The 23,302-nt window shown below is 59.1% G+C and carries 20 protein-coding genes; 11 read left to right on the top strand and 9 right to left on the bottom strand.

The genetic code is table 11. The features are described from left to right. The first annotated feature begins 57 nt into the window (after positions 1-57). Together GH656_RS03515 and GH656_RS03510 are read left to right on the top strand one after the other, a co-directional pair. Positions 58-2,838 (top strand): ESPR-type extended signal peptide-containing protein, encoded by a 2,781-nt coding sequence (locus GH656_RS03515; protein ID WP_153074604.1) that lies wholly within the window; start codon positions 58-60, stop codon positions 2,836-2,838. Between the two features lie 859 nt (positions 2,839-3,697). Next, on the top strand, positions 3,698-5,812 hold the full coding sequence (locus tag GH656_RS03510; protein WP_153074603.1) for an ESPR-type extended signal peptide-containing protein: 2,115 nt from the start codon (positions 3,698-3,700) through the stop codon (positions 5,810-5,812). Positions 5,813-5,961: 149 nt separating this feature from the next. Here the strand turns inward: GH656_RS03510 and GH656_RS03505 are convergent, their stop codons facing one another. Then, a complete protein-coding gene (locus GH656_RS03505; protein WP_153074602.1) occupies positions 5,962-7,440 on the bottom strand; it encodes a glycosyl hydrolase family 28-related protein in 1,479 nt (492 codons plus the stop codon). A 462-nt stretch (positions 7,441-7,902) separates the two neighbouring features. On the opposite strand from GH656_RS03505, the gene speB reads away from it, so the two are divergent. Then, entirely contained in the window at positions 7,903-8,859 is a 957-nt protein-coding gene (speB, locus tag GH656_RS03500; RefSeq protein ID WP_153074601.1) for an agmatinase, read from the top strand. Positions 8,860-8,892: 33 nt separating this feature from the next. On the opposite strand, the gene GH656_RS03495 is transcribed toward speB, so the two are convergent. Beyond that, positions 8,893-9,087, bottom strand: a complete 195-nt coding sequence (locus GH656_RS03495; protein ID WP_153074600.1) for a hypothetical protein — start codon at positions 9,085-9,087, stop codon at positions 8,893-8,895. Between the two features lie 28 nt (positions 9,088-9,115). On the opposite strand from GH656_RS03495, the gene GH656_RS03490 reads away from it, so the two are divergent. Then, complete coding sequence (locus tag GH656_RS03490; RefSeq protein ID WP_153074599.1) at positions 9,116-10,606, top strand: purine-cytosine permease family protein; 1,491 nt, start codon at positions 9,116-9,118, stop codon at positions 10,604-10,606. A 179-nt stretch (positions 10,607-10,785) separates the two neighbouring features. On the opposite strand, the gene GH656_RS03485 is transcribed toward GH656_RS03490, so the two are convergent. Together GH656_RS03485 and GH656_RS03480 are read right to left on the bottom strand one after the other, a co-directional pair. Continuing rightward, the gene (locus GH656_RS03485) at positions 10,786-10,950 is read right to left on the bottom strand and encodes a DUF6726 family protein (protein ID WP_343039016.1); all 165 of its coding nucleotides are present in this window, start codon (positions 10,948-10,950) and stop codon (positions 10,786-10,788) included. 107 nt (positions 10,951-11,057) lie between these two features. Further along, the gene (locus GH656_RS03480; protein ID WP_153074597.1) at positions 11,058-11,528 is read right to left on the bottom strand and encodes an outer membrane lipoprotein; all 471 of its coding nucleotides are present in this window, start codon (positions 11,526-11,528) and stop codon (positions 11,058-11,060) included. A 490-nt stretch (positions 11,529-12,018) separates the two neighbouring features. Here GH656_RS03480 and GH656_RS03475 point away from each other — a divergent pair, with 490 nt between their 5' ends. Continuing rightward, positions 12,019-12,321 (top strand): hypothetical protein, encoded by a 303-nt coding sequence (locus GH656_RS03475; protein WP_153074596.1) that lies wholly within the window; start codon positions 12,019-12,021, stop codon positions 12,319-12,321. A gap of 117 nt (positions 12,322-12,438) precedes the next feature. Here the strand turns inward: GH656_RS03475 and GH656_RS03470 are convergent, their stop codons facing one another. Beyond that, on the bottom strand, positions 12,439-13,368 hold the full coding sequence (locus GH656_RS03470; RefSeq protein WP_153074595.1) for a CopD family protein: 930 nt from the start codon (positions 13,366-13,368) through the stop codon (positions 12,439-12,441). Next, a complete protein-coding gene (gene copC / locus GH656_RS03465; RefSeq protein ID WP_153074594.1) occupies positions 13,365-13,742 on the bottom strand; it encodes a copper homeostasis periplasmic binding protein CopC in 378 nt (125 codons plus the stop codon). Before copC ends, GH656_RS03470 begins: the two co-directional genes overlap by 4 nt. A 433-nt stretch (positions 13,743-14,175) precedes the next feature. Between copC and GH656_RS03460 the strand changes: the two genes are divergently transcribed. The 4 genes from GH656_RS03460 to GH656_RS03445 all read left to right on the top strand — a co-directional run bounded on the left by GH656_RS03460 (position 14,176) and on the right by GH656_RS03445 (position 18,759). Continuing rightward, a complete protein-coding gene (locus GH656_RS03460; RefSeq protein ID WP_153076538.1) occupies positions 14,176-14,907 on the top strand; it encodes a c-type cytochrome in 732 nt (243 codons plus the stop codon). A 21-nt stretch (positions 14,908-14,928) separates the two neighbouring features. Continuing rightward, a complete protein-coding gene (locus GH656_RS03455) occupies positions 14,929-16,227 on the top strand; it encodes a cytochrome c (protein ID WP_153074593.1) in 1,299 nt (432 codons plus the stop codon). A 199-nt stretch (positions 16,228-16,426) separates the two neighbouring features. Next, a complete protein-coding gene (gene trhA / locus GH656_RS03450; RefSeq protein ID WP_174769682.1) occupies positions 16,427-17,047 on the top strand; it encodes a PAQR family membrane homeostasis protein TrhA in 621 nt (206 codons plus the stop codon). A gap of 227 nt (positions 17,048-17,274) precedes the next feature. After that, positions 17,275-18,759, top strand: coding sequence for a DEAD/DEAH box helicase (locus GH656_RS03445; protein ID WP_246184194.1), 1,485 nt, complete (start codon positions 17,275-17,277; stop codon positions 18,757-18,759). Between the two features lie 185 nt (positions 18,760-18,944). Here GH656_RS03445 and GH656_RS03440 read toward each other — a convergent pair whose 3' ends face one another. The 3 genes from GH656_RS03440 to GH656_RS03430 form a co-directional block, all read right to left on the bottom strand. Continuing rightward, on the bottom strand, positions 18,945-19,517 hold the full coding sequence (locus tag GH656_RS03440) for a hypothetical protein (RefSeq protein WP_153074591.1): 573 nt from the start codon (positions 19,515-19,517) through the stop codon (positions 18,945-18,947). Positions 19,518-19,620: 103 nt separating this feature from the next. Continuing rightward, on the bottom strand, positions 19,621-20,448 hold the full coding sequence (locus tag GH656_RS03435) for a ferritin-like domain-containing protein (RefSeq protein ID WP_153074590.1): 828 nt from the start codon (positions 20,446-20,448) through the stop codon (positions 19,621-19,623). Between the two features lie 251 nt (positions 20,449-20,699). Beyond that, a complete protein-coding gene (locus tag GH656_RS03430; RefSeq protein ID WP_153074589.1) occupies positions 20,700-22,340 on the bottom strand; it encodes a gamma-glutamyltransferase family protein in 1,641 nt (546 codons plus the stop codon). Positions 22,341-22,411: 71 nt separating this feature from the next. On the opposite strand from GH656_RS03430, the gene GH656_RS03425 reads away from it, so the two are divergent. Then, positions 22,412-22,759, top strand: coding sequence for a hypothetical protein (locus GH656_RS03425; RefSeq protein WP_153074588.1), 348 nt, complete (start codon positions 22,412-22,414; stop codon positions 22,757-22,759). Positions 22,760-23,047: 288 nt separating this feature from the next. Further along, a complete protein-coding gene (locus GH656_RS03420; protein WP_153074587.1) occupies positions 23,048-23,245 on the top strand; it encodes a hypothetical protein in 198 nt (65 codons plus the stop codon). Positions 23,246-23,302: the final 57 nt, after the last annotated feature.

Raw genomic sequence — 23,302 nt, 5'->3', positions numbered from 1 at the left:
AAATTCACGGAAATTACAAATTATCCCGGTTTTAATTTCTGACAGGATTTTTCATTGATGAACAAGGTTTATCGCATTCTCTGGAACACCGCGACACAAAGCTGGTCGGTTACATCTGAACTCGCGCGTGGCCGGCGTAAAAATGGGACGAATAAAAAAATTCTCGCCGCCGTGATACTCGCTGGAAGCGGGAGCATGGGATCAATCAGCGCCATTGCGGCACCCGCTAATTCTTTCGCCGTCGGCATCCTCGCCACATCCTCGGCAGAAGCTTCATGTTTGTCATCAACGACTCCAGGTGCCATTTCGACAAGCGGCTCAGTTTGCGATGCGGGTGGTGGCGGCAAACAGGCAGCGCTCATTTCTTATGACGACAAGGGTGGCTGGGGCTCGTACATCGTCGCACCCAATCCGGATTCGATCCACCTTGGTGCTGGCGGAAAGAGCGCACTAAAAATCACTAAAGACGGGATTTTCGCCAACAATAATCTCGATATGGCCAGCAAGAAAATCGCCTCACTCGCAGTTGGCACCGCCGATACCGATGCGGTCAACGTCAGCCAGCTCAAAGGCATAGCAACAGCACTCGGCGGCGGCGCAGCGGTCAACGCCGATGGCTCGATCAAGGCCCCGAACTACGTCATCCAGGGCACGGGCTATACCAACGTCGGCGACGCATTCACCAAGCTCGATGGCACCACCACCAACAACACCACCAACATCACCGATCTGGACGCCAAAGTCAGCAGCATCACCGGCGGCACTACCGGCCTGGTGCAGCAAGACGCAACCAGCAAAGCCATCACGGTTGCCAAAGACACCGGCGGCACCACCGTCAGCCTCGCCGGTACAGCCGGTGCCCGCCAGCTCAAAGGCATGTCATCAGGCACCGCCGATACTGACGCCGTCAACGTCAGCCAGCTCAAAGGCATAGCAACAGCACTCGGCGGCGGCGCAGCGGTCAACGCCGATGGCTCGATCAAGGCCCCGAACTACGTCATCCAGGGCACGGGCTATACCAACGTCGGCGACGCGTTCACCAGGCTCGACGGTGCCACCACCAACAACACCACCAACATCACCAACCTCGACGCCAAAGTCAGCAGCATCACCAGCGGCACTACCGGCCTCGTGCAGCAAGACGCCACCAGCAAAGCCATCACGGTTGCCAAAGACACCGACGGCACCACCGTCAGCCTCACCGGCACAGCTGGTGCCCGCCAGCTCAAAGGCATGTCATCAGGCACCGCCGATACTGACGCCGTCAACGTCAGCCAGCTCAAAGGCATAGCAACAGCACTCGGCGGCGGCGCAGCGGTCAACGCCGATGGCTCGATCAAAGCCCCGAGCTATACGATCCAGGGCACGAGCTATACCAACGTCGGCGACGCATTCACCAGGCTCGACGGTGCCACCACCACCAACACCACCAACATCACCAATCTGGACTCCAAAGTCAGCAGCATCACTGGCGGCACTACCGGCCTGGTGCAGCAAGATGGCACCAGCAAAATCATCACCATCGCCAAAGACACCGACGGTGTCACCGTCAGCCTCAACGGCACCAGCGGCACCCGTCAGATCAAGGACATGTCTAAAGGCACGGCCGATACCGACGCCGTCAACGTCAGCCAGCTCAAGGGCGTAGCAACAGCACTCGGCGGCGGCGCAGCGGTCAACGCCGATGGCTCGATCAAGGCCCCGAGCTATACGATCCAGGGCACGAGCTATACCAACGTCGGCGACGCATTCACCAGGCTCGACGGTGCCACCACCACCAACACCACCAACATCACCAACCTCGACGCCAAAGTCAGCAGCATCACCAGCGGCACTATCGGCCTCGTGCAGCAAGACCCCACCAGCAAAACCATCACGGTTGCCAGCGCCACCGATGGCCGCCTCATCAACCTCGCAGGCACCACTGGCCCACGCGTGCTGAGCGGAATTGGCAACGGCACCAACGACACCGACGCAGTCTCGATTGCCCAGTTGAAATCAGTTGGCCTGATTGATCCGTCGGGCAAGCTCATGGCATCCGTGGTCTACGACGATCTCACGCTAGGGCACGTCACACTGGGCGGCTCTTACGGCACAGTCATCGGCAATGTCGCGGACGGCCTGGTCGCTGCGGGCAGCAAGGAAGCCATCAATGGCGGCCAACTGTTCACGCTGCAACAAGAGATGGAAAAGAAGTTCACTGCACTGGATGCCGATATCACCAACCTCGGCGACAAGATCACCAACCTGGGCGGCGACGTGACGAATCTGAACACCCTCGTGACCAACAAGCTGGCAGACGCCAGCACGAGCGTAAAGCTCTCACCGGGCACGGGCGCAGGCAGCATTCAGATCGGGCCTGGTGCAACAGCCAGTGGTGCCAACAGCATCGCCATGGGCGCAGAAGCGAAAGCCACCGGCTATAACGCAGTCGCCCTCGGATCAGGCTCAGTGGCCGACCGCGACAACACGATCTCCGTAGGCTCCGCTGGCAACGAGCGGCAAATCACCAACGTCGCAGCGGGCACCGCGCCCACCGACGCGGTGAACCTCGGCCAGTTGAACGGCCGTTTCGACTCCGCCCAGCGCGCGATCGACTCCGTGGCCCGTCATGCCTACGCCGGGGTCGCCGCTGCCATGGCGATGCCGAACATGACGCCATCCGGCCCGGGCCGCACGATCATCGCGGCAGGCGCAGCGAACTACAAGAGCGCGGCAGCCGCTGCCGCAGGCATCACTTACCGTTCGCTGAATAACCGCTGGCTGATCAACGGTGCGGTTTCGGTAACCAACACCGGTTCTGCTGCCGCGCGCACGCAAATGGGCTACGAGTTTTAAGCCTTGCTTGCAGTCTGGAAACACGGGCCGTTCTGCGTTCTGCCCTGAACGGCCCAGCAGGATTAAACAGCGCGTCGCATCATTCGACGCCCTCCCACTGCTGACAAAGCCCCCTCATTAAGCCTGGCCATGCGCCAGGCTTTTTGCCGTTTAGCACCAGCGTTTTACCGCCACAAGAGCCTGCCTGGCACGGCGACACAGCCTGCCCAGGCTGAATTACCACGCCATCTGCCACCTATTGGCCTTGGCGCACAGCAAGCCGCCTGGTCACGCAGATTGCCGAGATTCTCAAACAGCAAACGCGAGTTAACTAGTTCACCGCCATGGCTTCGCGCGAACCCGCTTTCATTTTTACCGGTTAATTTAATTTCAAGACGCGCGTTAAAGCCGCTTTAGCCGTCAGTCCAATTATCAAAAGAATCTTTAAAACCAGATTAATAGAAGGGGCAAATTTAAATCCAATAAATGCTTAATCTGGCATCTGGCGCAGCGCCATCCAATACTGAGCAAAGCCTTACCAGGTGGCGCTCTTCACGTCATTCCAGCGAGCCAGATCAAGTCGCTGATGAATCATAGGATCAATTAGTCAAGCTCATCTTTAATTAATATTTGTAAAAAAACATCATCATCAGACGCTAAAAATTTTTTTGATATCAATCAGCGATTCCCCGCTCTCCCCCATCCAGCAAGACTTTCAGCCAAATCACCAACAATTCTCAAAATTAAGAAATTTCCCAGAGAAAACCAAGAAAATTCCTAAATTAGGAAAAGTCTTATAGAGCAGGGTTTTCCATTTTCATAAATTTCGCCGCGTATTACATATTCATTTCATTTTTATCTCTGCCTGGATTTTTCATTGATGAACAAGATTTATCGCACGCTCTGGAACGCCACGACACAAAGCTGGTCGGCGGCCTCTGAACTGGCCCGTGGGCAAGGCAAAGGCTCTGGCGCAAATAAGATGGTACTCACCACAACCTTGGCCAGCGCCATCGCAGGGATGTTTTCGACGAGCCATGCCGTAGCGCTGGAATCTGATCCCGCCATGCTTGAAACGCCCCCTGCCGTTATCGAAATAAGCGAAGACGAGCGTCTGGATAAAACCTTGACGAACAGCCTGCCAAGCGTCCTACCGCAAGCACAGCCCCTCTCCACAACACCCGCAACCGTCAAGTTCGGGCAACCGCAAGCGCTCAGCCTCGCCAGCGAGCCTCGCCTCGCAGCTTATGCGGCAGCGGCAATTGTTCAGGGGGAAGGCGCAACGACGCGTCCAGGACAGTCTGAGGACATAGCCATCGGCAATAGCGCGGTGATCTCCGTAGTTACCGGCACCGGAAAAGACTGGTTGGATGAAACAGGTCGACTCGGCTCGGTGGTGATAGGCAATGCGGCAAAGCAGATTGTTGACAGTGAAGGAAGTACTGGCGGCGGAGTCGCCATAGGCGACCACGCAAAGACCACCCGCTCTTCTGTCGCTATCGGGACCCGGGCAAACGCCTCTGGCAATATCCAGGCCTCTGCCGTAGGAACGTATTCAAACGCCTCCGGGCCACGCTCCTCAGCTTTTGGATATGCAGCAACCTCCAGCGCCGATAGCTCAATCGCTCTTGGCATCAGCAGCACAGCCTCAGCAAAAAATGCCGTCGCGCTAGGAAACGACAGCCTGGCTGACGGTGAAAGCACGGTATCCATCGGCAACGCAACACTCCAGCGCCGAATCACCCGCATGGCCAAAGGCACCGCCGATACCGACGCCGTCAACGTCAGCCAGCTCAAGGGCATCGCTACCGCACTCGGCGGCGGCGCAGAGGTCAACGCCGATGGCTCGATCAAAGCCCCGAACTATACGATCCAGGGCACGGGCTATACCAGCATCGGCGAGGCACTCACCAAGCTCGACGGCGCCACCACCACCAACACCACCAACATCACCAACCTCGACGCCAAGGTCGATCACTTCACCAGCGGCCTGGCCGGCCTCGTGCAGCAAGACCCCACCAGCAAAACCATCACGGTTGCCAGCGCCACCGATGGCCGCCTCATCAACCTCGCAGGCACCGCTGGCCCACGTGTGCTGAGCGGCATCGCCAACGGCACGGGCGACACCGATGCAGTCTCGATTGCCCAATTGAAATCAGTCGGGGTGATTGATCCCACCGGCAAGCTCCTGACTGCCGTGGTCTACGACGATCTCACGCTGGGACGCGTCACCATGGGCGGCTCTTACGGCACAGTCATCGGCAACGTCGCGGACGGCCTCATCGCTGCAAGCAGCAAGGAAGCCATCAATGGCAGCCAGTTGTTCACGCTGAAACAAGAGATGGAGAAGAAGTTCACTGCGCTGGATGCCGATATCACCAACCTCGGCGACAAGATCACCAACCTGAGCGGTGACGTGACGAATCTGAACACCCTCGTGACCAACAAGCTGATCGACGACAGCAAGGGCACCACGCTCTCGCCCGGCACCGGTTCAGGCAGCCACCAGATTGGCCCTGGCGCAACGGCTGCGGGCACGAACAGCCTGGCCATTGGCCCCGATGCAAAAGCGAATAGCAACAACTCCGTCGCACTCGGGCCGGGCTCAGTGGCAGACCGCGACAACACAATTTCAGTGGGCTCCGCAGGCAACGAGCGGCAAATCACCAACGTCGCAGCAGGCACTGCGCCCACCGACGCGGTGAACCTCAACCAGTTGAACAGCCGCTTCAACTCCGCCCAAAACGCGATCAACTCCGTGGCGCGCAATGCTTACGCCGGAGCTGCCGCCGCGATGGCGATGCCGAACATCACGCCATCCGGCCCAGGCCGCACAGTCATTGCGGCGGGTGCGGCGAACTACAAGAGCGGCTCGGCCACAGCGGCCAGCATCACCTACCGCTCGCTGAATAGCCGCTGGCTGATCAATGGCGCGATCTCGGTGACATCAACCGGCGATGCAGCCGTGCGCACGCAAATCGGCTACGAGTTTTAACGAGGCAACACGGGCCGTTCTGTTGTGCTTTTTTTTCTGCTGTTTTGTGTTCTTTTTTTTCTGTTGTGCCCTGAACGGCCCGACCCAATGAAACGGGGCGTCGAATGCTGATTCGACGCCCCGTTTTTTATTGCTTCACTGTTTCACTGTTATTGCTTCACTGCGGGATCTGATGCGGGCCAATCATTAGCCATACCAGGCTCTATGGGCTGCAGCGCAAGATATTTGTGCTTGGCCTGCGGCAACCTGGCTTTCATCTGCTCGACGGTACTTTCCCGCACCGAACCGCAACTAGCCACGGCCGAACCATCTGCATAACGATTGTCTGCCGCCAGAAACTGCCCCGGGCTTAGCGTGACCTTTGGCGCAGTCACACGGCACGTGGCTTTATCCGCTGCAGCAAAACGATTGCTGAATACCAGATAATCACGCACATCAATTTTGGCGGATGGCGAATCGGTGAAATTCTGCCAGTAACTCACTAGCGATTCACTAGGCTTGTGATTAACCTCGATTTGCTTCAGCACATTATTAAAGATATACGTATCGCGCATGAACATCAGCAAACTATTGTCATAAGGCCGGGCGTTGAACGAAATCCCATCGAGATAATTCGCGGCAAACACCAGATTCTGCGCGTTGCGGAATTTAAGCTGTCCGGCAGGCTGATCGGGCCAGCCCGAGAAATAATTCTGCACAATATCGACACCGTTATATTCCTTGAGATAGATATTGTGATCGCGCTGGATGTCCTCCTCCCCGGTTTTCGGATTCCACAATTTGCGCAGGGTATTGCCCGCAAAATAATTCCGCCGGAATACCGCGCCTTGTAGCTGACTCGTTGCATACCAGCCCGCAACGTAATTACCCTGGTCATCGCTAAAAGAAAGCCGCCCGTCTTTGCGTAACTGAAGCACGCGATCAATCAATGCACCGGTTTTATTGTCGACATAGGTTGAGGCGCGCTGCCGCTGATCGGGTGAGCCCAGGAAATTACCTTCTACCAGCAGGCCACGTCCATTAATGACCTTGTTAGCGTAAGTGCTCAGCCCGAGCCCCGGATAATTCGGGCCGCGCATCAGCACATTGCCCCTGACCTCATAGGGAATATGAGACACCGCCAGTTGCTCACCCGCCCGGTTGGTATTGATGAAGACGTTATAGCGGATAGCCATGCGGCGTTTATACGGCCCATAAAAACGCACATAGATGTTGTTGAAAATAATGTTTTCGATCGTGACATCGGTCACGGCCGCACTGTAGCTTTCATCGCCCATCCCTGTCGCCAGGCCATTCGGCACTGGCCCGGCAAAAATCGTCGCGTCTTTGGTTGAGCCAATGATCGAGTTATGGCTTCGTATTTTGAGCGGCTCGCCAAAACGGTAAATTCCCGCGGGGAAAAACAAACCCCGCTTCCGCTCCGAGGCTGAATCAAGCGCCTTTTGCATCATCGGGGCTGAATCCGTGCCGACGCCCGGATACAAACCAAAATCCTGGGCACACAGCACTGGGGGCGTAGTGGGCATGGTTTCACCACCACAGATTTCGCCAGCAAACGCGGTATGGGTACCCAATATTGCCAGGCCACCGGCCACCACGGGACGAACCATCAATTTAAAAAATAACATGTGAATCCCCTTGTTAAAAAATACTTAAAAAAATCACCAGAACTGCCGCCTGGCTCAGGCAAAAAAATCAAACGAGTTTTTATTTCTTAAAACGCAACAACAGGGATGAAAAAATTCAGACAATTGAAATAATTAATCCATCTTAAAAATGGTTGAAGCACCTTCGCACGGATATTTTTAAAGAGCAGAAATAATAATTCTCCGATTATTGCAAAAAATAGCGCAATAACCAGAACGCATTTATTTTAAAACCATTTTCAATCAATCTGATTTTTACTTTCCATAAAAATTTTATTTCAGATTGCAGCACCCGCTTCAGCTTGAATTAGCGCCACACATTGCCCGTGCGCGATGTTGACGTCTGCATTTGCAGATTTTCTTTGCGGTTATGTGCGTGTAAAAAATCGCTACCGGTGCATTCCCCCTTACTACTAGTGCCAGATTCATTAATAAGAGATAAATATGACTGAAGCCGAACACTTTCAGCCGCTCAGCGGTAATGCGATGCCACGTAGCGGCGGGATTGCAACCATGATGCGGTTGCCGCATGTCGAATCAGCCGAAGGGCTCGACGCCTGCTTTGTCGGCGTGCCGTTTGACCTCGGCACCTCGAACCGCACCGGCGCACGGTTTGGCCCGCGCCAGATCCGCAGTGAATCCGCGCTGCTGCGCCCCTACAACATGGCCACGCGCGCCGCGCCGTTTGATTCATTACAGGTGGCCGATATCGGCGACGTCGCCATCAATCCATACAACCTGCACGATTCGATCAAACGCATCGAAGACGCTTACGACAGCATCCTCAAGCACGGCACCAAGCCGCTCACGCTGGGCGGCGACCACACCATCACCCTGCCGATCCTGCGCTCGATCCATCGCAAGTACGGCAAGGTCGGCCTGATTCACGTCGATGCCCACGCTGACGTCAACGACACGATGATGGGCGAGAAGATCGCCCACGGCACACCGTTTCGCCGGGCGGTTGAAGAAGGCCTGCTCGACTGCAAACGCGTCGTGCAGATCGGCCTGCGTGGCACGGGTTACGCCGCGGAAGATTTCGACTGGTGCCGCGACCAGGGCTTTCGCGTGGTGCAAGCGGAGGAGTGCTGGAACCAGACACTGGTGCCACTGATGACGCAAATCCGCGAGCAGATGGGCGACGGGCCGGTCTACATCACTTTCGATATCGACGGCATCGACCCAGCCTTCGCCCCCGGCACCGGCACCCCTGAAATCGCCGGGCTGACCGTGCCACAAGCCCTGGAAATCATTCGCGGCAGCCACGGGCTGAACATCATCGGCTGCGATCTCGTCGAAGTCGCTCCGCCCTATGACCCGTTCGGCACCACCGCGCTGCTGGGCGCGAACCTCGCCTTTGAATTGTTGTGCGTGCTGCCTGGCGTCGAGCGGCGCGGCTAAACCAACCGCCCCAACTGCCCTGGCTGCCTCACCTCAAGCCTGAAAAAACCGCGAGGGCGGCGGCAACGCGCGCTGGCCTGGAATGTTGTACCAGCGCCGCGAATGCTCACCGCCCTGCACCTTGCTGGCATGACGCCTGCCGCACCACACAGCAGCGTCGCGCCAGCTCACGAAGCGATACGCGTGCCACCGTGCCGGATTGATTCCAGCCGTGGCCAGGCGGCTCACATGTCCTACCCATCAGGAGACCATTCCCATGACCAATCTGAATCAAGCCGCTCGCGGAGGCGGTGGCATCGAAGTCGAGAGCCGCTCAATCGACTACGTGCCTGAAAGCGAACGGCACGCCAAACTCAGCAGCCAGGGGCCGTTCTGGTTCCTTGGCAACTTCCACTTCTTTACGATTTCGATTGGCTTTGTCGGCCCCAGCATGGGCCTGACCGCAGGCTGGACCACGCTCGCAGGCGCGCTGGGCATCATGTTCGGCACCATCTTCATGGCGTTCCATGGCTCGCAAGGGCCTGACATGGGCTTGCCGCAAATGATCCAGTCGCGGGCACAGTTCGGCTATCGCGGCGTGATCCTTGCGCTGCTCGCCACGCTGTTTGTGTTTGTCGGCTTCAACGTGGTCAACGTCGCGCTGATCGCGGACGGCATGAAGAGCGTGTTCGGGCTGGACCCGACGATGGTGACCATCATCTCCATCGCTATCGGCGGGCTGCTGTCGATCTACGGCCACGACCTGATGCACAAGGTCTTCAAATGGGCCCTGATCGCCACGCTGCCGCTGTATGCACTGGTTACGCTGGCACTGATGTTCGGTACGACAGGCGCGCCTGCTGTGCATAACCCGGAACTCGGCTTTAACTGGATCGCGTTTGCCACTCAGTTTGCGATTGGTGCGAGCTACAACATCTCGTACGCACCGTATGTTTCTGATTACTCGCGCTATCTGCCGAAGAACACCAGCCGTCCGAAGCTGATTACCGTGATCTTTATCTCGGCATCGCTCTCGGGCGCGTGGATGATCGGTCTGGGCGCATGGATGGCAGAAATGCTGAAGTCGTCCGACGCGCTCGCGGCAATGAGCCAGGTAGGTTCATCCGTCGTGCCGGGGCTGGGACAACTGATCGTGATCGTGTCGGTGCTGGGCTTCTTGCCGATCATCGCGCTGAACACCTATAGCGCGATGCTGACCCTGCTGACCGGCGTCGATTCGATCCATAAGATCAATCCCACTCGCGGCGCACGCGTGATCTCGATCATCGTCATCAGCCTCGTCGTGATGTCGTGCGTGCTGATGATTGGCGGCAATGGCATCCACCTGCTGCACCAGTTCCTCGTGCTGATGCTGTACTTCCTCGTGCCATGGACGGCCGTCAACCTGGTGGATTTCTTCTTCGTGCGCCGGGGCCGTTATGCGATTCCTGACTTCTTCACGCCAAACGGCATTTACGGTGCGTGGCAGATGCGCGGCATTGCGGCCTACCTGATTGGCTTTGCTGCGATGGTGCCGTTCTTCTACATCAACGATTCCGCCGCCAATCACGAGATCTTCATCGGCTACTTCGCCCGTCTGCTGGGTGGCGTTGACGTAGCCTGGCTGGTCGGGCTGATCGTCTCGGGCGCGGTATATCTGTTCTTGTGCCGCTCACTTGATCTTGAAGCCGAAGACAAAGTGATTCGCAATATCAAGGAAAGCGACTTCGTCGCCATTGCACGCAGCACGAACGACGGCCAGCATTAAGCGCTGGTTGCATCGTGTGACATAGAAGCAAACAGAAGCAAATAGAAGCGTGAGCCTTTGAGGGGCTCACGCTTTTTTTTGGGCAAACCTCGGGCACCAAAAAACTGGCCGCTGGCATTCAAAAATGCCAGCGGCCAGTGTGCTTCCACAGCCTTCTAATACGGCCTGACGGCCTGCGCTTAAGGATCAATCACATCGGCACAGGCATCGGTCGGCAGCGCGGCGACATGGCCCACCACCGGCACGATCTTTAAACCCGCCGACGCCACGCGGCAAGGTGCTGCGAGCACACCGCAGCCGGACAAGCCAGACAGCGTGACGCACAATGCCGCGAGCCCAGCCAGTTGGCGGGCGCGAGACGGCTTAACTACACGATCGAGGTTCAAACAAACTTCTCCTGCTTCGGTGTTGCCGGCCGCAACAGAACACTGCCGCGGCCTGGCACCGGTACTTAGTGAGTGACACGAGTCGTGCCGCCGCTGGAGAGCAGGCGAACCCGGTCACCCGCAGAGAACGCTTCGTCTGCTGCCTGCGTAACCGCGCGCGTTTCGCCGTTATCCAGGCGCACGACGATTTCCAGGCCATTGCTGACTGACGCACGGTTTTCGACTGCACGTCCTGCCACTGCGCCAGCCAGGCCACCGGCGATGGTTGTCAGAATCTTGCCGCGCCCGCCACCCAATGCGCTACCCGCCACAGCACCCAGCGCGCCGCCGCCAATCAGACCAAGGCCGCTGCTATGGCCATCGTTCGAGCTGAGCTTCACCACCCGCACGCTTTCGACCGTGCCAGTGCGGACCGTTTCTTCGCGCTGAGCTTGCGACGACGAATAAACGCTACCCGAACTCATGTTGGTACAACCAGACAAAACCAGTGAGCCGACCACTACCACGGCGGTAAAAATACGCCCTGTCATTTTCATTTTCGTTTCCTTGTATTGAGTCCCGACGAGACTTCGATGGGGCGCGTATTTTATGGCTGGGAATGCGCCTCGCATCCTGAAAATAGCCTCATAAAAATATGCGTTACGACTCAACAGAAGGCCGTGCAAAAAGCCTTCCAGCGATTTTTATCTTTCGCTGCAACGAGATGATTCGGCGTGCTGATCGACGAATTTTCGCGCGCGCATCATGCGTGACGAAAACCCGCTCTGAAGACAACTGAAAAACAACCACCGCACGCAAACAGAACGCGTTACGTCAGCGCGCCACAGTGGCGTTTCAGTTACGTAACGTTTCAGACGCAAGCGGCGTCATTCAGCGCACCCCACAAAACCGCCCGCGCCCCTGCCCGACAAGGCTCAAGCGGCACCTCATCACATTCGGAAACCATGCTGGCCCAATCCTTGCTGAAAGAGTGGGCATGCCAACGATCTGCAATCCGCAATCCGCAATCCGCATGAGGAAACCGCGATGACCGAATATCTGCCCGACTATCTGATCCGCGAACAAGCCGCTGTCGGCGCGCTGGTGGTCTTTGGCGTGCTGCGCGTGCTCAGCGCGGCGCTCGCTTGCGAGCGCGGCTGGCACATCTCAACCGTCGAAAAATGTTTGATCGCCACGGCGGCGCTGTACTGCTTGCCACCGCTACTGGATCTGCTGGTGAATCACTACCGTGCGCACGCTGCTTCGGCGGAATTCGAAGGACGCATGGCCGGATGCGCGATCGCGCTATTCTGTGCGCCCATCCTGAGCCACCGGCTGGGCTATGAATGACCCGGTACTGCGACGGGTCGAACGGGAGCCGGTCCCCCGCCGGTGTGCCCGTAGGTTCGCGCCGCACAGCCCCCTGTGCGGCGCTTTTTTACGCTCCAGCGCAAATGCAAAGCTCGCTCAACCCATCGAGGTCAAGGGCGGCGCGCTATGCGACAACGCCGCTGCGATGATGAAAATACCGATCATCGTGAGCGCTTCGAGGTAGAGCACATTGACGAAGGTATGTGCATCCATGGTGGATGCGGTGCGACGCAAACGCGGCAAGGCAAGAAACCGGTTCAGCCCGCCGAACACCAGCGCCAGCGCAACCAGCGCGAGCTTGAGCAACAGCACATGGCCCCAGATGCTGGACTGAATCGCTTCGAGCGAAGCACCCGCGCCACGCTCCACATTGAACACGCCGCTCACCAGCACAAACACCAGCGCGATCAGCGACACATTCGACACCTTGAGCGCCGTGCGAATCAGCACTCCGCGCGCGACCGACGCACCCAGCGCGGGCAGCACAGCACATCCCGCCGCCAGCACCAGCCCACCCCACAAGCTGGTTGCCACCACATGCAGCACGTGCAAACCAAGCCCCGCCGACAGCACACCGCCATCGGCAGCGTGCCCCATCGAAGCTTTGCCCGCCGCCACGAACAGCACGCCCAAAGCCAGCAACAAATAACGCGCACGTCCCTCAGGCCCTACCAGTGCACTCAGCAGCAAAAGCAGCGCACCGCCGAAAGCAACACTCCACGCGTAACCAACACTGGTTTGCAGCAACACCGTCGGCACCAGCGCAAACGCCGCAGGCAAACGCACGCCGCCCATCTGCGCCGACTGATACAGCAGCCAGCCGAGGTCTGCCAGCAGCAACACGACCACCGCCGCCAGCAGCGAACGCTGCGACCGCTGCCAGGCCAAGCGGCCTGGTGCGACAGTTAGCCGCGCATCGCTCGCCAGCCACGCGCCCAGCACGGCCGAACCGAAGGCGAAGGCAAACGCGACGTCCATCAGCGCGGCCATGGCGACCTGGCCGAACCACAATCCGTCCAGCCTCATTTGACGATGAAGCCGTAGTCGCCCTGGGTGCGATGGCCATCCACGGCAACCGCAATCCAGCGCACCGTGTAACGGCCAGGCGCAAGCGGCTGAAGCGCCAGATGCAGCGTCTTTTTATCAGCAGCATCGATGTGCGACGCGCCCGTTGCCGCCGCCTTGCCGGTGGCGTCAGAAAGCGTGATCTTGCTGAATGCCGCTTCGAGCGGCTCGCTGAACTGGATCGTCACCTGGCTGGGCGCACTCACCTCAGCATCAGGAGCGGGATCACGTACCAGCGGCTTGGCATGCGCCAAGGCCACCGACGTCACGACACACAGCGCAGCACCCACGGCCAGCGCAAAGCGCGACGGGCAGGAAAAGTTGAATGGCTTCATGGAGATCGAGTTGAAGAGAAGAGAGTTGAAAGAACCGCAGCGGAAGTCAAACGACGCCAGGCACCACGGCGCAGCCGCGAGTGTACGCTGCAACCGCCTGGCTTCGTCCCTTCGCGTGGACCGCACAACGGCCGCGCTGACCTAGGCTGGCGATGTGCGGCGCGGCGCAAAGCCGCTTTACGCGCTATCTATTTGCTATCTATTTGCTTAGGCCGCCGCGAAGGCCAAAGCTGCCGGAACATTTGGGGCATTGAGCCCATCCGGCCCATCAGCCAGGAGCACGCAAGAAGAAAACAAACAGAAAGTGGCAGAAGTCTTGTTAGCGTGGGGCAAATAGTCGTCATTACGCTTCGATGATAGAATGCCCGGTCGCCGCCGCACCGGCTGCCTTCAACACCGAGCCGCTCGAAGCTCGGTCAGGTCCCCGATTTTGATGGAGTTACGCGTGTCTTCAAGACGCATTTTCCGCCCGCTGCTTGCCCTTTTGCTGCTTGGCATCACAGGCGTCTATAGCGCTGCGAAAGCGCAAACCCAGCCTAAAGCACCCGATACGATGGAAGCCCGTGTCCAGGGCTGCACCTCGTGTCATGGCACACACGGCCAGGGTACCGATAACGACTACTTTCCACGCCTCGCTGGCAAGCCAGCTGACTACCTGTACAACCAGCTGGTCAACTTCCGTGAAGGCCGTCGCAAATACCCTCCGATGAACTATCTCGTCACGTATCTCTCCGACGACTACCTTCATCAGATCGCCACCTACTTCTCCCAGCAGCGCCCGCCTTATCCACCGCCATCGAAGCCGACCGTATCGGCCACGACGCTCGCGCGCGGCAAGCAAATCGTGCTGCAAGGTGACGCCAGCAAACAGATTCCCGCCTGTATCGCCTGCCACGGCAAAGCGCTGACGGGCATGGAGCCCGCGATCCCCGGCCTCGTCGGCCTGCATGCTGACTACATCAGCGCGCAGCTTGGTGCCTGGCGCTCGGGTACCCGGCACGCCGTGCAGCCTGACTGCATGCACACCATCGCCACACGTTTGAGCGATGAAGATGTCAACGCCGCAGCTTCCTGGCTGGCGCAACAGCCCGCCCCGTCCAACCCCGTGCCAGCTCCGGCCCGCTCGCTGAAGACTCCGCTTGCCTGCGGCAGCGAACCGCAATAAGGCTTCGGGAGAAACCCACACATGAAACGCAAGACCCTGTTCGCTCTTTCGGCTGTCATCGTTGTTGCAGCCGCCGCGCTCGTCCCCGTCCTGTGGTCAGGCGGCGATAACCTGGGCCACGGCGCAGCCGTTGCCGCCACCCCTGCCGATCAAGCCGCGCTCATCAAGCAAGGTGAATACCTTGCCCGCGCGGGCGACTGCATTGCCTGCCACACGGTCCGCGGCGGCAAGCAGTTCGCTGGCGGCCTGCCGATGGCAACGCCATTCGGCACGATGTTCACGCCGAACATCACCCCTGACGATCAATACGGCCTTGGCAAGTGGACCTCAGACGATTTTTATCGCGCGATGCACACTGGCCGCTCGAAAGACGGCAGCCTGCTGTATCCTGGCTTCCCGTTCACAAGCTACACCAAGGTCACCCGCGCGGATTCCGACGCGATCTACGCCTACCTGCGCTCAGTTCCGCCAGTCAACGAAGCCAGCCGCCCGCACGAACTGAAATTCCCGTTCAACAACCGCAACCTGCTGATCGGCTGGCGCACGCTGTTTTTCCGTGAAGGCGAATACAAGCCCGATCCATCCAAATCTGTTGAATGGAACCGTGGCGCGTATCTGGTTGAAGGGCTTGGCCACTGCGGCATGTGCCACACGTCGATCAACGCGATGGGCGGCCCGATCAATTCATCGGCGTTTGCCGGTGGCCTGATTCCCCTGCAAAACTGGTACGCACCTTCGCTCACCTCGAACGCCGAAGCCGGCATTGGCGACTGGGACATCAAAGATGTTTCCGATCTGCTGAAAACCGGTGTGTCGCAACGTGGCGCGGTGTTCGGCCCGATGGCGGAAGTCGTGCACAACAGCTTGCAGTACATGACCGACGCCGACATTCATGCAATGTCCACGTACCTGAAAACCATTCCGCAAAAGAGCGAAGCGCCTGAGCATCTGCAACTCGAAACCTCACCGCAGTTCGGTGGCGAGCTGCTCAAGCAAGGCAAGAAGATCTATGCGGACCAGTGCGCGAAGTGTCACGAAGCGAATGGCCTGGGCCAGCCGCCGCACTTCCCGCCGCTGGCGAACAACCAGTCGATCCAGATGCCGTCGGCGGTCAATCCGATCCGCATGGTGCTGAATGGCGGCTATCCGCCAAGCACCGGTGGCAATCCAAAGCCGTATGGCATGCCACCGTTCGCGCAATCGCTGTCCAACCAGGAAGTCGCCGCTGTCGTGACGTACATCCGGATGACATGGGGCAACCATGGCACCGCCGTGTCGCCGCAACAGGTGAACGACCTGCGTTCGGCTCCGCTCGATTAACCCGCGCGGAACCAGCAAGGGCGCGGCCTGCGGGAAACCGCGGCCGCGCCCTTCGTTTTTGGCTGAGCTTTTTTGCCAAACGCTGTAGCCCGCCTGCCGCATTGCGGCTGTCGTGGTGTAGTGGCCATGGCCATCGCCACCTTGAATGCGCGGCCACAGCGGCCGCTCTTGCCATTCTTGCCGCTCTTCAGGAGAAGCTGTGCCAACCGGTGAACGCTTCAACTGCATGACCCATCTGGCTGGTGCGCTGCTATCGCTCGCCGGGCTCGCTACGCTTGTTACGCTAGGCGCACGGCAAGGTGACGCGTACAAGGTCGTCAGTTTCGCGGTCTACGGTGCCATGCTGTTCGTGCTGTATGCTGTCTCGACGCTTTATCACAGCGCACGCCACCCCCGCCTCAAGGCAATTCTTCAGAAGTGCGATCATTCGGCGATTTATCTGTTGATCGCTGGCAGCTACACCCCGTTTACGCTGATTACGCTACGTGGGCCGTGGGGCTGGTCGCTGTTTGGCGTGAGCTGGGGGCTGGCGCTGTCTGGCATCGTGCAGGAGCTCACGCTCGGCCGGCGCACACGCAGCGTCTCGATGGTGCTGTACGTGCTGATGGGCTGGCTCGCGCTGGTCGCCGTCGGCCCACTGCTCGAAGCGCTGCCTGCGGCTGGCATCGCGTGGCTTGTCGCCGGTGGCGTGAGCTATACCGCAGGCATCTGGTTTTTCGTCAATGACGAGCGTATTCGCCACGGACATGGCATCTGGCACCTGTTCGTACTAGCTGGCAGCGTGTGCCAGTTCGTTAGCGTAGTGCGCTATGTCGCGTAACTTCAGCCGCATCACTTCTATCTCGCGGCCACAAGGCCAATAGCGGCAAAAATGCAACTTAACGTCAGTCAACGTGTCTGCACTTCACGTTGAAGCATTCGGCACACTCACACTTTCCGCGTGTGCCGCCGATTTCTCCACGACCAGCTCAAGGGCACCAGCCCACGAAGCGCGCCTCACGGTGGCAGGTGAGCCGGTCGCCATACTTGCAATGCAAAGAGTGTTTTATGTCTTTTGATTCCCTCGGCTTGTCCGAACCCTTGGTCCGGGCTGTTCATGAGCTCGGCTACACCATCCCTACCCCCATCCAGACCCAAGCCATTCCGGCCGTGCTCAACGGCGGCGATCTGCTTGCTGGCGCGCAAACCGGCACAGGCAAGACCGCTGGCTTCACGCTGCCCATCCTGCAACGCTTGACCACCGGGGCCGCGCCCACCACCGCATCGGGCAAACGCCCCGTGCGCGCGCTGATCCTCACGCCCACGCGTGAACTTGCCGCCCAGGTGGAAGAAAGCGTGCGGCTCTACGGCAAATATCTGAAGCTGAAATCGACCGTGATGTTCGGCGGCGTTGGCATCAATCCGCAGATCGACGCGCTACGGCGAGGCGTCGATATTGTCGTGGCCACGCCAGGCCGCCTGCTAGATCACATGCAGCAAAAAACCATTGATCTGTCACAACTCGAAATTCTGGTGCTCGACGAAGCCGACCGCATGCTCGACATGGGCTTCATTCACGACATCAAGCGCGTGCTGGCCAAGCTCCCACCCAAGCGGCAAAACCTGCTGTTTTCGGCCACGTTCTCCGACGAAATCAAAACGCTCGCCGACAATCTGCTCGACTCACCCGCGCTGATCGAAGTCGCTCGCCGCAACACCACCGCTGAAACCGTCGCGCAAAAAATTCACCCCGTCGACCGCGACCGCAAACGCGAATTGCTGACGCACCTGATCCAGCAGCACAAGTGGTTCCAGGTACTGGTGTTCACCCGCACCAAGCACGGCGCAAACCGTCTGGCGGAGCAACTGGCGAAGGACGGCATCACAGCGCTGGCGATTCACGGCAACAAGAGCCAGTCGGCCCGCACACGAGCGCTGGCTGAGTTCAAGGACGGCACGCTGCAAGTGCTAGTGGCCACCGATATCGCCGCGCGCGGAATCGACATCGACCAGTTGCCGCACGTGGTCAACTTCGATTTGCCGAATGTGCCGGAAGACTATGTGCACCGGATCGGCCGCACAGGCCGTGCAGGGGCAACGGGCGAAGCGGTATCGCTGGTGTGCGTCGATGAGCTGCAACTGCTTAAGGACATCGAACGGTTAATCAAACGCCCGGTGCCACAAGAAGTCATCGCGGGCTTTGAGCCAGATCCGAATGCCAAGCCTGAACCCATCCTGCGCCGTGGCCAGGGTGGCGGCGGTGGCGGCGGTGGTCGTCAACCGCGTCAGGGGCAAGGTGGTGGTGGCAACGCTGCGCCACGTTCGGGCCAGCGCCCAGGTGCGCAACCGGTGAAATCCGCTGCACCGCGACCAGCTAAAGCTCCTGCTCAAGTTCGCCAGGACAACCCACGGCACGAAACCACTCGGCATCACGGCAAGCCTGGCCCGGCAACCCATGACAACGGCGCGGCAGGAGGCACGTCACGCAAGTCCCCAGGCGCGCTGCCAGGAGGCGGCCGGACACCCGGACGCGGTGGCAACCGCGGACGTTGATGACAGTCTTTCCAGTTTGAACACGCTGAAAAAAACGCGAGCCTTGTGAAAGGTTCGCGTTTTTTACTACTGCGTATAAAACTTCTGCAATACATCTAGGGCGTATCGCGCTGCATGGTGTTAACCATCTTCTTGCGGCTTCTTTCGGTCACATGACTGCTAGCGGGAGAGCTGTTTCACTTCACTCACGTGGTGCCGTCGTTGGTGTTGCAGTCACCACTACTAGCAACATTAGCCGCAGCCGCAAACTGTTGCCTGAGTTGCCTGATCTGCAGCTCCCAGCGTTCAAGCACGCCGCCCCTCTCACTCGCCTCCAGCTCGAAGCCGATGCCATGCTTCAACCTGGCGTAGCCCACGCGCTGTGACTCACCCGCCTCAATCACCCCGGCAAACGCCGCCAGCGGCTGAGCATTGGTCTCACTCTCCGGCAATGCAGCAAAGCGCAACTGAACCTGGTAAAACGCGCCCTCGAACACCCAGGTCAACGCTGCCCGCCCCGTGCTGCGCAGCGCTGTGGCCGCGCGTGACTGCGGCCACAGCGCCACGCATAGCGTGCGCGCATCAGGCGCATAAAGCTCGCCCATCCCCAGTAACACAGTGCGTAATTCGCCTGACTCCGCCGTGCTCACCAGCGCAACGCTCAACCCAGCCTTCGCGGCAAGCCCAGTGCCATCAAACAATTGCAGCAAGCCCGGCGGCCAGCACTGAAAACGCTGCACCGTCAGGCCTTGCGCTGAAGAAGCTGAAACGGCAGACATTTAAGCACCCTGCCGCTGGCCGCAAGCAGCACCGGGCTTCCCCACAGCGGCAGCTAGCGATAACTGGCTGTGTTTGTACTGACGCTGGTACTGATGCAGGCGGCTAGCGGAAAAAGACATGCTGGGTAATTTTGGTCAGCGGGTAATGCACGCCAGGCTGAATCTTGGCGGGCAGATCAAGCGGCTTGAGCAGCATCTTCACGCACATATCAGCCGACAGATTGCGCCGCACCAACGCGTTCACCCTGGCCGTCCGGGCCCGGTTATAAGCCAGATCGTCCGCATGTTCGGGGTAGCGCACGGCCAGCACATGGCGCAGCGCAATTTCGGAGTCTTCATTGCGAATCTCCTTGACCCGGCGCAGCAGCGCACCTAGCACCGCCAGCCGGCCATTGCCTTCGATCTCGTTGTACTTGCGGAAATATTTGAGGAAGTGTTTGTAATGGCGTACTTCGTCGCTGCGGATGTTGTCGGTGATTTCCTTGAGTACCGGGTCATCGGACGACTCGCCAATCGCGCGGTACAGCGTGGCGGTACCGGTTTCAACCACGCAGCGCGCGACGAGTTCCAGTGCGCGCGTTTTTTCGAAATCTTCGAAGGAACAGGTTTGGGAATATTCAGCAAAAAACCGCTCGAATGCGCCATCCCAGTCGAACTCCGGCCAGACATGTGCGATATAGGCCTTCAGCGCACGGCCATGCTGCAGTTCTTCCGGCTCCCATTCGGTGTTGAGCCATGTCGACACCTCAGGGTCACCGTTGAAAAAAATGCTCAGGTTGCTGGTGTAAAGATCCGATCCGCTCTCTATAAACGAAGCCGCGCACAACAGCAGCAACAGGTCTTCATTGGCAACGGCGCGCTGCCGGTCGATACGGTTCAAGTCAATCTCTTCTATCCGCCACGGCATGATGTGCAACGGCTCTGTCTGCATTAGTCGCGCTCCCGGAACTCGATTGATCCACGGTGCATGCCTGAACCGTCTATGCATCGGTCCGGCTCCCTACCGTGTCAAAACCAGTTCATTGAAATATGGTTGACCCGCGATTCTTCATCTTAGCTGGTGTTCAGCAAACGGGAGCAAAAAAGAGACAGACTACACCGGGCCAGCGACAGTTCCAGCACGGGTTAGGCGAATGCTTCCAGAACCCTGCCGGGCGCGCTATCGTGGAGCATTGCGCCCACTTAGAAACCAGCCGCCAAACCATCGCGGCGGCTATCGCTGGCAGCCACGTAGCCACGCTCAGGGTCACGCGGATCAAGCCGCCAGATGTACTGGCCGGAGCCGAAATCCATATACGGATCGTCAAACGACGCGATGCAGTGGCCCATTTGCCTGAGCGCGCTAGCCGTGCTGGTATCAAACGTGGCTTCGAGCGCCAGCGTGAAATTGCGCTGGACCTTCCAGCGCGGTGCATCACATGCGGCCTGGGGCTGCTGGCCATAGTCGAGCATCCGGACGATGGATTGCAGATGCCCTTGCGGCTGCATGTCCCCACCCATCACGCCAAAGCTCATGACCGCCTGCTGGCGGCCCTCGACGTGCTGCGTAACGAAGGCCGGGATGATCGTATGAAATGGCCGCTTGCCACCCTCAACGCAATTCGGCGAACGAGGATCGAACGAAAAACCGCAACCCCGGTTTTGCAGCGCGATGCCGGTATGTGGCACCACGACGCCTGAACCAAAACCCATGTAGTTCGACTGGATAAAGCTGACCATCATGCCGCGCTCATCGGCAGCGGCCAGATAAATCGTGCCGCCAGCCTTTGGCATACCGGATTCAACCGGGCTTGCGCGGCACGGATCAATCCGTTTTGCTCGCGCAGCAAGATAGGCCGGATCAAGCATCTGCTCCGGTGTTACTTCCATTGCGCGCGGATCGGCGACATAGCGATACACATCGGCAAAAGCGAGCTTCATCGCTTCGATCTGCAGATGTTGTGACGCGGCGCTATCGCACGCGAGAGCCGCCATGTCGAACTGTTCCAGCAAACCTAACGCGATTAACGCCGCGATGCCCTGGCCGTTCGGCGGCAGCTCATGCACGGTATAGCCGCGATAGTCCTGACTAACCGGCTCAACCCACGTCGCGCGATAGTCACGCAGATCCTCCAGCGTTAGCGCACCTTGGCCTTCGTGTGCGAAGGCGGCCATGCGTGCCGCGCTCTCGCCTTCGTAGAACGCTCGTGGGCCTTGCTGGGCCAGCAGGCGCAGCGTGGCGGCATGCCCCGGCAGGCAGACCCGCTCACTGACATTGGGCGCTCGGCCATACGGCATGAAAGCTTCGGCAAAACCGGGCTGGTTCCTGAGCGCAGGCACGGCCGCCGCCCATTTACGCGCCACGATGCTTGCCACAGCATGGCCCCGTTCAGCCAGTTCGATGGCCGGGGCCATCAAGTCGGCAAACGGCAACGAGCCGAACCTTTGATGCAGCGCTTCCCAGCCAGCGATAACGCCAGGCACCGTTACCGTGTCCCAGCCACGCTCTGGCTGCTGCGCGATGCCGTTCAATTCGCCGTAACGCCGCCTGAAGTAGTCCAGGTTCCATGCAGCGGGTGCCACGCCTGACGCGTTCAGCCCATGCAGCTTCGCGCCGTCCCACACCAGCGCGAAAGCGTCGCCGCCCAGGCCGCATGACACCGGCTCCACCACCGTCAACGTAGCCGCAGCGGCCAGTGCCGCATCGACCGCATTGCCGCCCTGCCACAGCATCCTCAGACCCGCCTGGGCCGCAAGAGGATGCGAAGTCGACACAAGATTGCGCGCGAACACTGGCAAACGCGTCGTGGAATAAGGGGTCTGCCAGTCAAAAAACTGAGTCATGCCGGACGCTCCTGTAAAGCGTGTCTTGAGGTTTTACGGTGCTACTGACCGGGCCCCAATTGCTGTGTCTCTTGCTGTGGCCCCCTGCCGCATCGGGCACCAGCGCGGCACCATCCTGGACGCATGATGCGAAAAACCCGCGCCTGCTCTTCACTCTCTGCCTCATCCCAGGCCATCAGGCACCGCTCGAACCGAGAACCAACCGAGAGCCACGTGATGAATTTGTCACCGATGAACCGCTTACCGCTCGCGTCGACAGCACGCCGCCAACCATCTACCGCGATATCAGCCAGCCAGTTGGCCAGGCGAAACTTGCTACACCGTTATCGCAAGTTAACTGGCACCCACCCGCCAACCCCGCCCGAACCGACCCCAATGCCTGCCACACAATGCTGCGACGCACCTGGAAGTTCGAGTGAAATCAAGAATCTGGCCGCTCGCATAACCCGCCGCCCCAGCTAGCGGATGTCAACCGGAAAATTTTCGCGGGCAGTTTGGTATTCACCCCAGGCTTGACTACACTCCAGTTCCCTGACGCCCTTTCGGGCCCGCCTGTAGCGTTACCTGTACCGCTGTTTGTACGGTTTGTTGCTACGCGCAGGCAATCTGCCGCCCGACCTCTCGCATCACCTGGCCACTTGAGGCATCTGTCGTTTTACCGATTGGCGCTCAAGGTAGCCCGGGTACGTTTGACATGGAGAAAGACAATGCTAAGTCCGCATGAATTCGCCACGTTGTTGCTTGTGAAAGATGCTCCGAGCCAAGTTGATATGGAACGAACTGAACTAGATGCACTCCTTGAACGGCAACTCGTGCGGCTTGAAAACCTCGCTTCGGGACGGCAGCAATGGAGCGTGACCGAAATCGGCAATTCCGCGCTGCGTGCCATCAAGCGATTTTCCTGAACTGGTTTTTCCTGAACTAACTGCCGGGCCTCATCACCGTCGCACGGCATTACCGCC

Source organism: Paraburkholderia bonniea, from assembly GCF_009455625.1.
Lineage (GTDB): Bacteria > Pseudomonadota > Gammaproteobacteria > Burkholderiales > Burkholderiaceae > Paraburkholderia > Paraburkholderia bonniea.
This window is presented reverse-complemented; position numbering and strand designations above follow the sequence as displayed.